Source organism: Prevotella multiformis DSM 16608 (assembly GCF_000191065.1).
GTDB classification, from domain to species: Bacteria; Bacteroidota; Bacteroidia; order Bacteroidales; family Bacteroidaceae; genus Prevotella; species Prevotella multiformis.
The window spans coordinates 677,308-689,497 of the sequence record NZ_GL872282.1; the positions used below are offsets into that span (position 1 = coordinate 677,308).

Here is a 12,190-nt window from a genome sequence, read left to right on the forward strand (position 1 = left end):
GTTATAGACCTTTCTTTTTGTTGTTGAGTTCTTCCTTTCTGTGCCTCAATTCTTCCTGCTGCTTCTGCTGCATTTCCTGCAGGGCCTGCATCCGGGCGAAAAGTCCGCCGGCCTTCTGGTTCGGGTTGTTCTTCTTCTCTTTGCGCTTCGCCTCCAGTATCCGGAGGAGTTTCTCGTCATCGGTGGTCTTGCGCAGCGTCCACATGATGGCGGCCGAGAAGAAGAGCGAGACGAAGTAATAGAAGTTCAGACCCGACGAGTAGTCATTGAACATGAAGAAGAAGAAGAGCGGCATGGCGAACATCATCCACTGCATCATCTTCATCTGGTCGGCCTGCTGTCCCACCATCTGGTCCTTCTGCTGCTGCATGGTGAACCATGAGTAGAGCAGGTTGGCACCGCAGAAGAGAATGCAGGTGAGCGACAGGTGGTCGCCGACGAGCCATAGGTTATGCCCCCACGAGATGATCGGGTCGTAGGTGCTGAGGTCGTCCATCCAGAGGAAGCTCTGCCCGCGGAGCTGGATGGCGTTCGGTACGAAGTTGAACATCGCGATCCAGATAGGCATCTGTATCAGCATCGGCAGGCAGCCGGAGAGCGGACTGACACCGTACTCGGCATACTTCTGCATCATCGCCTGCTGCTTCTGCATCTGGTCCTCGGGCTTGTTGAACTGCCTGGTCGCCTCGTCGAGTTTCGGCTTCAGCACGCGCATCTTCGCCGAGCTCATGTAGCTCTTCTTCACCATCGGATAGGTGATGAGCTTCAGCAGCAGGGTGATGAGAATCAGCACGACACCCATCGGGAACACCTTGCTCAGCCAGTCGAAGACGTAGAGCGTGAACCACCGGTTGATGATGCGGAACAGCGGCCAGCCGAGGTAGACGAGCCTCTGCATATCCAGGTCCTTGCCGAAACGGCTCTCCTTCTCTACCGACTGGAGCAGGCGGAAGTCGTTGGGACCGAAGTAGAACTCGAACTCTGACGGACGCCGGCCCGTAGGATCGAAGCCGGTCTTCATGCTGGCTTCGTAGTGTTTCAGGTAGTGCGACTCCTTGTCGAGCGGCGTGCTCTTGAGCTTTGCGCCTGCTGCGAAATTGTCCCTGGCGATCATCACGGCAGAGAAGAACTGGTTTTTGAAGGCCACCCAGTCCATGGCGTCCTCGGTCGTCTCCTCCTTTTCGGCCGTCTCGCTCAGGTAATCCGTACTGCCGCCGTGCTTCCTGTAGGTGAGCGTGGCATAGCGGTTCTCGAACGTGAAGCCGCGCTCCTGCTGGCGGCAACGCTCCTGCCAGCTGACGTCCATCTGGTTGCAGTCCGGTGCGAACAGCCCGCTCATACCCTCTGCCTGCAGGGAGGCGTGGAGCAGGTAGTCCCTGCCGAGGACATAGTTCAGCGTGAGCGTCCTGCCCGGTCCGGCCACGGCGGTGAGGGTGACGGTCGTGTCGGTCACGTTCGACGGGATGAAGACAAGGTCCTTCGTCTCGATGTTGGTGTTCTTGCCGGCCAGCATGAAGTTCAGGCTCTGGTCGTTTCCGCTGAACAGGGTGACGTCCTTCCGGTCCTTCGACCCGTCCTTGACGGCGATGTCATGCCCCACGTAGTTCCTGATGACAGCCTTGCTGACAACGCCGCCCTTGGTGTTCAGGGTCAGTTCCACCTTGCTGTTCTTCAGCGTGATGTCCTGCCCCTTGCCGTTCAGGGCCGAGTGGAACAGGGCCGTCGTGTCGGCTGCCGCGGCAGCCTTCTGCTGTGCCTGCTTCGCTGCGGCGAGCTTTGCGTTCTGCGCTTTCCGGGCTGCAGCGACGGAGTCCTTCACGAACTCGGCCCGCTGCTGTGCCACCTGTTCGGCCGACGGCTGCTGCCACCAGGCGAACCCGAAGAGTACCAGGGCGATGAGAACAAACCCTGCAATCGTATTCTTATCCATTTATTTCTTTTTCTGGTTTTCTATTGATGTCTTTACGAAGTCGAGGAACAGGGGGTGCGGATGGAGCACGGTCGACTGGTATTCCGGATGGAACTGCGTGCCGATGTACCACTTCAGACCCGGTATCTCGACGATTTCCACGAGGTCGCTCTCGGGGTTGCGGCCGACGCACATCATGCCGTTCTTCTCGAATTCCTTCTCATAGTCGTTGTTGAACTCGTAGCGGTGGCGGTGGCGTTCCTGGATGTGTTCCCGGCGGTAGATGTCGAAGACGCGCGACCCCTGGCGCAGCACGCACTCGTAGGCGCCGAGCCGCATCGTGCCGCCCATGTTGGTGATGTTCTTCTGCTCTTCCATGATGTCGATGACGTTGTGCGCCGTCTTCCCGTCCATCTCACGCGAGTTGGCGTCCTTGTAACCCAGCACGTTGCGGGCGAACTCAATCACCATCATCTGCATGCCGAGACAGATGCCGAAGGTCGGGATGTTGTGGGTACGGGTGTAGCGGGCGGCGACAATCTTCCCCTCGATGCCCCGCTGGCCGAAGCCCGGACAGATGACGATGCCGTCCTGCCCCTGGAGCTTCTCCCCGACGTTCGCCTCGGTCAGGTCCTCGGAGTTGATGAAGGTGATGACGGTCTTGTGGTCGTTGTAAACGCCGGCCTGCAGCAGTCCCTCCCGGATGCTCTTGTAAGCATCCTGCAGGTCGTACTTGCCGACGAGTCCGATGTGTACCTCTTTCGTCGCCTTGCGCTGCCGGTCGAGGAATTCCTTCCACGGACCGAGGGCCGGCTTGGGTCCCACCTTCTCGCCGCATTTGCGCAGGATGGCGGCATCGAGCCCCTGGTTCAGCATATTGACCGGCACGTCGTAGATGCTCGGCAGGTCCTCGCTCTGCACGACGCAGTCGAAATCGACGTTGCAGAAGGCCGCCACCTTCTTGCGGATGTCGTCCTCGAGATGCTTCTCCGTGCGCAGCACGAGGATGTCGGGCTGGATGCCGACGCTCTGCAGTTCCTTCACACTGTGCTGCGTGGGCTTCGTCTTCAGTTCGCCCGCCGCCTTGAGATAAGGGATATAGGTCAGGTGGAGGTTGATGGCACGGCGGCCCAGCTCCCACTTCATCTGCCGGATCGCCTCGAGGAACGGCGCCGACTCTATGTCGCCGATCGTACCGCCGATCTCCGTGATGACGAAGTCGTAGTGGTATTTCTGTCCGAGCAGCTTGATGTTGCGTTTGATTTCGTCCGTGATGTGAGGCACCACCTGGATGGTCTTGCCCAGATAGTCGCCGCGGCGTTCCTTGTCGATGACGCTCTTGTAGATGCGTCCGGTGGTCATGGAGTTGGCCTTCGTGGTCTTGATGCCCGTGAAGCGTTCGTAGTGCCCGAGGTCGAGGTCGGTCTCCATGCCGTCCACCGTCACGTAGCACTCCCCGTGCTCGTAGGGGTTCAGCGTCCCCGGGTCGATGTTGATGTACGGGTCGAATTTCTGGATGGTGATGTTGTAGCCCCTTGCCTGGAGGAGCTTACCGATTGACGACGAGATGATTCCTTTGCCAAGCGAGGAAACCACGCCGCCCGTAACGAAGATGTACTTTGTTTCAGCCACGATTTTATGTATGTTTTAATTTATTGTCTTCTGAAAAACGAATATCGCTGGTTATGAACTAAAGTGCAAAGATACTAATTTTCCGTGAATCAGGCCGGTTGCAGGGAATAAATTTAACAGGTATCTTTCCCCGACTTTCCCATCAGGGGGAGAGCGGGAGAGAAGCCGGACTGTTTCTGTCCTGGTATTCCGAATGACAGGCGGCCGACAGCCTGGCCGGAGAGGCGGGAATCCGTCAAAGGTGATTTTTAAGATTCTTCCGTTAAATGCACGGATGCTTTTCGTATAGCTTTAATGGAAAAACCGAGGTGATTCATTCAACAAAAACATAGCCAAGAATATCAACTCTCTATTCTATTATCCGCCTCCGACACAAAAGGACTTTTTCATTTTGATACGTTGAAAATACAGATAAGAATTTGAAAAACCATTACATAATTTCAAACAAATCATCTGTAAACATAAAAGACACGTGCAAAAAATCAGGTTTGTAACCAGCAGTCAATCAACTGGTTATTTAGTCGTTCGTAAAAGGTGCTTGATTGGACTTCAAAAGGGCGTTGGTAACACGCTGAAAGAGCATCGATTGCAAGTCAATCAGGCATCTTTTAGAAGCCAGAAGAGCATGAGTCAGCTTTGAACTATGCAAAAATATTTACAAACACCGATAATATGAGAAGAAGTTGTTTGCAGGAGACTGAAAGACAGGCTGATGGACAGGCATCATATCAATTTGTCTTTTCTGCATTTTATCTTGCAGTTTATCCACCTTTGTAAGCCCCATCTAATTTGGGATAGTCATATCATGCAGGTACATAAGGGGCTTCCGCAATAGGAAGTGACGGCGGTGCCTCCGTTATAGGGGGGTCTTACCTCCGTCCACTCTCTGTCTCTGTATGATATTTCATCAAAGTCATCAACGCACAAGACAAACCTCATTACATAAGCCTTTATTCTATTTCCTATCTACGCATTTAACGGAAGAACCATTTTAAAAACCTGCCGATAATAAAAAAAACGAGTAACTTTGCATCAGAAGACAGACAAGAACCATGTACATCGAGAAGATACAGTCGCCAGCCGACTTGAAACAGCTGGACATCGAGGCCTTGAAGACCGTGGCCGACGAGACACGCCAGGCCATACTGAACCGTGTAAGCAGACGCGGCGGGCACGTAGGGCCGAACCTCGGTTTCGTAGAGGCGACCGTCGCCCTGCATTACGTGTTCAACGCACCGGAAGACAAGCTCGTGTTCGACGTAAGCCACCAGAGCTATCCGCACAAGATACTGACGGGGCGTGTGTCGGGATTCCTCGGCAGTGCGGAAGAGATGGATGCCGTCAGCGGCTATTCATCGCCTGCGGAATGCCCGGAGTACGACAACTTCGAGGTGGGGCACACCTCCACTTCCGTGAGCCTTGCCACCGGCCTGCAGAAAGCCCGCGACATCAAGGGTACGAAGGAGAACATCATCGCTGTCATCGGTGACGGTTCGCTCTCCGGCGGCGAGGCTTTCGAGGGACTGGACGAGGCGTCGGAACTCGGCACCGGCATCATCATCGTCGTGAACGACAACGAAATGTCCATCGCCGAGAACCACGGCGGCATCTACAAGAATCTGCGTGCCCTGCGTGAAAGCCGCGGCACCTGCGGGCACAACTGGTTCAAGGCATGGGGATTTGAATACAGATACCTGGAAGAGGGAAACGACGTGGAGAAGCTCATCGAGGTGTTCAGCAGTGTGAAAGACACGGACAGGCCGACGGTCGTCCACATCCACACCGAGAAGGGACACGGCTTCGCCCCCGCCGTAGAGAACAAGGAGGCATGGCATTACGGCATGCCGTTCAACGTGGCAGACGGCAGCCGTCCGGAGCAGCCTGCATGCGAGTCCTACGGGCAGCTGATCAGCGACTGGCTGCTGCGGGAGATGAAACGGGACAGCCGGCTCGTCGCCGTCACGGCGGGAACGCCTGCGGCGGCAGGCTTCACGCCGCAGAAACGCCGGGAGGCCGGCCGGCAGCACGTCGATGTGGGGATTGCGGAGGAGCAGGCCGTGGCGATGATCTCCGGCATGGCGAAAGGCGGACTGCATCCTGTATGGACGGTGTTCAGCACCTTCCTCCAGCGCACCTACGACCAGATAGCGCAGGATCTCTGCATCAACTCCAACCCGGCGGTCATCAACGTGGCAGGGGGCGGTACGGCATCGATGAACGACATCACGCACATCTGCCTCTTCGACATCCCGATGCTGTGCAGCATTCCCGGCCTCATCTACCTTGCCCCCGCTACGTGCGAGGAATACTTTGCCATGCTGCGCTGGGCCGTCTGTCAGGACAGGAAACCCATCGCGATCCGCATACCGGGCAACGGAGTGAACCATACGGCAGCACCTGTCGACACGGAGTACGGCTATGAACCGCAATACAGAACAACGCACAAGGGGGAGAAGGTGGCCGTCATTGCTGCCGGCTCTTTCTATCAGAAAGGAGAGAATGTGGTCCGTCTGCTTGCCGGAAAGGGCATTGATGCGACGCTCATCAATCCCCGCTACCTGAATGCCGTGGACGCAGAGACGCTCGACGCATTGAAGGAGAGCCACGAACTGGTCGTGACGCTGGAAGACGGCTGCAAGGACGGCGGCTTCGGCGAGCGCATCGCTTCCTATTACGGCACGTCCGGCATGAAAGTGCTTGTAGGCGGCGTGAAGAAAGACCTCTACGACCGCTTCGACCTCCACCAGCTGCTGTCTGACAACCGCCTGCTCGACGAGCAGATCGTCGAGGACGTGATGGCACTCATCTCGTAGGGAGCCAGGAAAACCGTCTGGACAGTTTTCCTATCCACCACAACACTAAATTCAGCAAGAAATACTCGGGATATATGGATAATACAGCTGCACTTTCCGTGCATCATTTGAAAAAGACTTTCAGGACCTCATCCAATAGGAATGAGGTCCTGAAAGACGTGAATATCGTTTTGGAGAAAGGCGTTGTCGCCATCCTGGGATCGAATGGAGCAGGCAAGACGACTTTTATCAGATCCTGCACAGACCTGCTGGACTATGAAGAGGGGAAGATAGAATATTTCGGGAAAGGCCTCCAGACAATGAGCAAGGAAGAAAAGAACAGGACCTTTGCGCTGCTGTCTGAAGGCAGCCGGAACATCTACTACAAGCTGACGCCATGGGAGAACATAAAGTATTTCGCCGCCGTGCGTGGCGTCCCGTTCAATGCCGTAAGAAGTCAGAGCAAGGAACTCCTCAACGAATTAGGATTATACGACAAAAGGAATCAGCTGGTAGAGAATCTGTCTCGCGGGATGCAGCAAAAGGTCGCCATCATCTGTGCGCTGAGCATGAACACCCCCGTCGTATTCCTTGATGAGCCGACCCTTGGGCTGGACATTGAGAGTGCATTCGGACTGAGCAGTTTCCTGTCATCCCCGGAAATCACTTCAAACAGATTGATCATCATGACTTCTCATGACTTTAACTTCATAGAACGCACCGCCCGGCAGATATTCAAGCTGCAAGACGGAGTCATGAAAAGGAAAGAAGATACAGCGAGCTTCGACAACGCTTTCATCCTTAAAATCCTGCATCCTGATATTGACAAGTTACAGGCCGCCAGATATGAAATCCTGGAACGGCACGACCTCTATTGTACAATCAGACTTCTCACCACCGCACTCCTATTGGGCAAGGAAATCGACAGACTGAACCAAGAAGGACACGAGGTGACAAGCGTGGAGATAGAAGGAGAGAACCTAAAAGATTTTTATTTAAACTGATTCATCATGATGTATTTCCGGGGACTTCTGAAGGCAGAGTTTGTCAAATCCATCAAATTGGCTTTCAGGTATAAATTCAACACGCTGTTCAATATTCTCTTCTGGGCTGTGCTCATGGTATTGCTCTCCCATGTCCTCCTCCGGGGGAAACCGGAGGTCAAGACATGGGCGTTTATCTGCTCGTTCATGATCTGGCTCATCGCCAACAACTCTTTCATCTCCGTGGTGGATTCCATCGTGTCGGAGACTGTCCAGGGAACAATAGAACAGCTGTATCTCAATTCAAGATCTTTCTTCACATTACTTCTGGTCAAGGGGCTTGTGTCAAGTGTGATTACCATCATCCAGTCCGTTCTCACACTGTTTATCTGCGTTCTTCTGGTCCCTTCCGTGCAAGCGGGTCTTTTTATTCAATGGCTCTCTGTACTTCCGCTGTTTCTCATATCCATCTTCTCGCTTATAGGTCTGGGAATCATGTGCGCCTCACTGGCATTAAAATACAAGAGCATATCGTCATTCTACAGCATGGTATCCTCCATCGTCTTTGGTATCCTGACCTACGGGGCAGTCTTTATCTCTTCCAAGACAGCACTCATGCTGCTGTTCCCCTTTGCAGAGGCGAATGCGGCCATACAGCAGTTGTTGCTCCGTGGATCATCTTTGACACCGAATACCCTGATGGTCATTCTCTGCAATGATGGATTATACTTGCTCTTAGGGTATCTCTGCCTGAAATTCTTAATCATCAAGAGTAAAGAAAGCGGTTCACTGTCAAAATTCTGAAGGCAGCCTGCAACGGCTTCACTCCTTGGTCTCATCAATGCAATGGTTCATAAAGGACAAGGTAGAATCCGACTCCTTGCTATCCGGTCAAAGCACATGAATTTCCTGAAATTACAGCTTCTAATCGTTTACCGTCTGATGAAGGGACTTGGAACAATCGTCTCTGTCCTTCTGCTGTGTGTCGCAGGCTTATTGCTCTATATACTGTCATTGGCTCCGCAGACGAATATCATACTGGTTGATGCCGCTCTCGTGGCCGGATTCCATTATAGCAGAGGCGACAGGGAACTCCTGCAGACATTGTACGGAAGTGAGAAGAGGCTGCTGATGGCAGAGTATGTCCTCCTTTCCACTCCGTTCATGGCCGTCTGTGCGCTCCGCCTCTATTGGGTGCCACTTCTCATGTGTCTGGCAACAGCGATTGCCCTGCCTATGCTGCCCAGACCCCGGCTGCAGTTCACAATGTTCACTTATCCTTTCCTGCTGAAAGGCTCTTATCAGTATGCCGGCAGTATGAGGACGCTGCTTATCCCTTACCTGCTGGGGATATTCGCCTCCTGCATGGGGCTGCTGTACCATAACATCAATATCACCTATGCCACACTCCTGCTCTTCGTATATCTGCTTGGATTCCTCATCTGTCAGCCTGTCAGGAAGAGCCATCTGATGTTCTACTCTTCCCCTTTGAGAATGATTCATTTACAGTCAATATATGCCATCGGGAATACATTCGCACTGCTGTGTCCCTTCTTCGCTATCCTCCTGATACACAAAGCCGACGCCCTTGTCATCGGAGAAGTCGTCATGATATATATCCTTGCCACGCTCTTTCTTTTCCAGTCGGAGCTTATCAGGTATTTCAAAATAGACAATCCGATTGTAATCATGATTGTGCTATCAGCTTTGTTCATGGTCGATGCCGCAGGATATATGAAGACCGTGATGATTCCCTTGGCTGCGTTCACCACCCTTCTGTTATCTTTTATGGTCTACAGCAAATATTCAGCATGATTCAGATAAACAATATCAGGAAGAAATACGGCTCGTCCGTCATCCTTCATGGCATGACCCTCCGGTTAGAGAAAGGTAAAGCGTATGGCATCGTAGGAGAGAACGGTGCCGGAAAAAGCACATTGTTCAGATGTCTTGCGGGCCTGGAACATTATCAGGGCGACGTCATCATGGAAGAACATTGCAGGATTGGCTACCTGCCCGATACGCCTTACTTTTATCCGCTGGTCACCGGCAAGGAGTTTCTGGAATTCTGCCTGAAGGCTGCCCATCTGCCGTGTACCGGTGAGGAAATCAATCAGTACAACAAGCTGTTTCATCTTCCGTTGGACAGCTATCCGTCGAAATACTCTTTGGGAATGAGAAAGCGTCTGATGCTCATGGCACTGATGATGCAGAAGTGCGACTTCTATATCATGGACGAGCCTTTCAACGGACTGGATGTCGCAGGTGTCATCCTACTGAAAGACTGGATAGTCAAAAGAAAGAGCGAGGGAAGCACATTCCTGATATCCTCTCACATCATCTCTGCCTTGACCGGTATCTGCGAGACTCTGGCATACATCCACCAAGGCAAGCTGATGAAGACCTATGAGGGCAGAGAAGCCGTTCCAAAAGTCATTGAGGATGATCTAAAGAAATACATACTCAAAGAGGACATCTGAATTTGCCCGTGAAACGTCCTGCGGCTTGCAGGCAGACAGCACTCTCCCCCCTCCTCCCATCCGGAAAAGAGATGGAATGAGGCCGCCATGTCACAGCACCTCCTGCACCTCCTGCATATCCTTGATGTTCTTCATGCTCTCCACGATGAACTTGACGTCCCTGCGGTCGTAGACCTGCATCTCGATTGTCCCTTCGAAGATGCCGTTGTCACTGGAGATGGTTATCTTGCGGATGTTGATGCCCAGCTGGTCGGAAAGCACGTCGGAAATGTCGTGCAGCATTCCGCTGCGGTCGATCCCCCGTATCTCTACTGTCGCATCGAAGAAGAGCCGGCGGTGCATATCCCACTTGGCATCCAGGATGCGCGTACCGTAGCTCGCCTTCAGCTTTGAAGCCACAGGGCAGGACCGCTTGTGGATTTCGATGTGGTTCTTGTTGTCTATATAGCCGAGGATATCATCGCCGGGAATTGCATGACAGCAATGCGGGAAAAGATAGCGATGGATATTCTCCTCGCTGATGAAGACCGGTTTCTTCCGGTTGAAGTCCCTGGTCACGACAATCAGTCCCTCTGCCGAAGCCATATCGTCAGCATCCACCGACCCGGTCACTTTCTTCCCATTCGACTTCAGGAACGGCACGTAACGCCGCCACTTGCTCACAGAGATGGCCTTCTCCCCTTTCTTCTTTCCCCGGAGTTCGTCCAGATCCGTGTCGCCGAGGATGACCGTCCTGTCGCCGACGGCAAGGAAAAGACTCTCATGCTTCTGAAGATCGTGCAGGTCACAGAGCTTGTCCAGTACGGAGGTGGTCATCTCAAGGTCGTTCGCCTTCAGCCACTTCGCCAGCTGCTCCTCCCCCGTCTTCTGTATCTCACGGCTCTCGCGGCGGAGGATGGCCTGTATCTTCGCCTTGGCCTTCGCCGTAGAGACGAAGTTGATCCATGACGGATTGACGTGCTGCGACATGGAGGTCAGAATCTCGACCTGGTCGCCGCTGCTGAGCCTGTGGCTCAACGGCACGAGTTTGTGGTTGACCTTCGCACCGATGCAATGGCTGCCGAGGAAAGTGTGTATCTGGAAGGCAAAGTCGAGTGCCGTACATCCTGCCGGCATCGTCTTGATTTCGCCTTTCGGTGTAAAGACGAAGATCTCGGAGGCGAAGAGGTTGAGCTTGATGGCATCGAGGAAGTCCATGGCATCCGGCTGCGGGTCGTCGAGGATTTCCTTGATGGTACTGAGCCACTCGTTCAGTTCGCCTTCATCCTCGGTTATTTCACCGCCGTCCTTGTACTTCCAGTGGGCAGCGAAGCCCTGTTCAGCCAGTTCGTCCATGTGCTCGGAACGGATCTGCACCTCTATCCACCGTCCCTTGGCCGACATGAGGGTCACGTGCAGAGCCTGGTAGCCGTTCGCTTTGGGATGGTTCACCCAGTCGCGCAGACGGTCGGGATGGCTCTTGTAAATCTGGCTGATTGCCACGTAAATCTGGAAACAGTTGTTGATTTCCTCTTCCGGCGACTTCGGCCTGTAGATGATCCGTACGGCAAGAATATCATAAATCTCCTCAAAGGTGACGTGCTTGTTCTGCATCTTGTTCCAAATGGAATAAGGACTCTTCACGCGCGCCTTGATTTCATACCGGAATCCCATCTTGTCAAGTTCGGCACGGATAGGAGCCGTGAACTCTGCGAAAAGCGCGTCACGCTGCGCCTGCGTGGAAGCCAGTTTCTTCTCGATGGAGGCGTATGCATCCGGATGCTCATAGCGGAAACTGAGGTCTTCCAGTTCGGTCTTGATCTTGTTCAGTCCCAGCCGGTTGGCAAGCGGCGCATAGATATAGAGCGTCTCACTCGCTATCTTGTATTGTTTGTTGGCAGGCTGGGAAGCAAGTGTACGCATATTGTGCAGCCGGTCGCATATCTTGATGAGGATGACACGGATGTCGTCGCTCATCGTCAGCAGCAGCTTCTTGAAGTTCTCGGCCTGTGCGGAAGCCTGCTCGCCGAAGATGCCGCCGGAGATCTTCGTCAGTCCGTCGACGATCTGCGCGATCTTCGATCCGAAGATGTTCTCGATGTCCTCGACGGTATAGTCGGTGTCTTCCACCACGTCATGCAGCAGGGCGGAGCAGATGCTCGTCGCACCCAGCCCCATCTCCCCGCAGGCGATCTGTGCGACGGCGATGGGGTGCATGATGTAAGGCTCTCCCGACAGTCTCCGCACGCCCTTGTGCGCCTGCCGCGCGAAGTTGAAGGCCTTGGTGATGATGTCTACTTTCTTCCGGTGTCTCGATGCGAGATACGTGTCTAAAAGGTGTCTGAAGGCATCGTCTACCATTTTCTCATAGTCCACTCCCTTCACGTCTGTCTTCTCCTTGTTCTTGTCCATTGT

8 protein-coding genes are annotated in these 12,190 nt (G+C 53.7%); 5 read left to right on the forward strand and 3 right to left on the reverse strand.

Going from position 1 to position 12,190, the window contains the following annotated elements; translation table 11 throughout:
* Window position 1: 1 nt before the first annotated feature.
* Both yidC and pyrG read right to left on the reverse strand, forming a co-directional pair.
* The gene (gene yidC / locus HMPREF9141_RS02750) at window positions 2-1,930 is read right to left on the reverse strand and encodes a membrane protein insertase YidC (protein ID WP_007366928.1); all 1,929 of its coding nucleotides are present in this window, start codon (window positions 1,928-1,930) and stop codon (window positions 2-4) included.
* Complete coding sequence (gene pyrG, locus HMPREF9141_RS02755) at window positions 1,931-3,541, reverse strand: CTP synthase (RefSeq protein ID WP_007366929.1); 1,611 nt, start codon at window positions 3,539-3,541, stop codon at window positions 1,931-1,933. It abuts the gene before it with no gap.
* 1,052 nt (window positions 3,542-4,593) lie between these two features.
* On the opposite strand from pyrG, the gene HMPREF9141_RS02760 reads away from it, so the two are divergent.
* The 5 genes from HMPREF9141_RS02760 to HMPREF9141_RS02780 all read left to right on the forward strand — a co-directional run bounded on the left by HMPREF9141_RS02760 (window position 4,594) and on the right by HMPREF9141_RS02780 (window position 9,796).
* Window positions 4,594-6,354, forward strand: a complete 1,761-nt coding sequence (locus tag HMPREF9141_RS02760) for a 1-deoxy-D-xylulose-5-phosphate synthase (RefSeq protein WP_007366931.1) — start codon at window positions 4,594-4,596, stop codon at window positions 6,352-6,354.
* 158 nt (window positions 6,355-6,512) lie between these two features.
* Window positions 6,513-7,337 carry an ATP-binding cassette domain-containing protein gene (locus HMPREF9141_RS02765; protein ID WP_257009547.1) on the forward strand — a complete coding sequence of 275 codons (825 nt, stop codon included), beginning with the start codon at window positions 6,513-6,515 and terminating at the stop codon, window positions 7,335-7,337.
* Between the two features lie 6 nt (window positions 7,338-7,343).
* The gene (locus HMPREF9141_RS02770; RefSeq protein ID WP_007366933.1) at window positions 7,344-8,120 is read left to right on the forward strand and encodes an ABC transporter permease; all 777 of its coding nucleotides are present in this window, start codon (window positions 7,344-7,346) and stop codon (window positions 8,118-8,120) included.
* 96 nt (window positions 8,121-8,216) lie between these two features.
* A complete protein-coding gene (locus tag HMPREF9141_RS02775; RefSeq protein ID WP_040554171.1) occupies window positions 8,217-9,131 on the forward strand; it encodes a hypothetical protein in 915 nt (304 codons plus the stop codon).
* A complete protein-coding gene (locus HMPREF9141_RS02780) occupies window positions 9,128-9,796 on the forward strand; it encodes an ATP-binding cassette domain-containing protein (RefSeq protein WP_007366935.1) in 669 nt (222 codons plus the stop codon). Before HMPREF9141_RS02775 ends, HMPREF9141_RS02780 begins: the two co-directional genes overlap by 4 nt.
* A 90-nt stretch (window positions 9,797-9,886) precedes the next feature.
* Here HMPREF9141_RS02780 and HMPREF9141_RS02785 read toward each other — a convergent pair whose 3' ends face one another.
* Window positions 9,887-12,187 (reverse strand): RelA/SpoT family protein, encoded by a 2,301-nt coding sequence (locus HMPREF9141_RS02785; RefSeq protein ID WP_007366936.1) that lies wholly within the window; start codon window positions 12,185-12,187, stop codon window positions 9,887-9,889.
* Window positions 12,188-12,190: the final 3 nt, after the last annotated feature.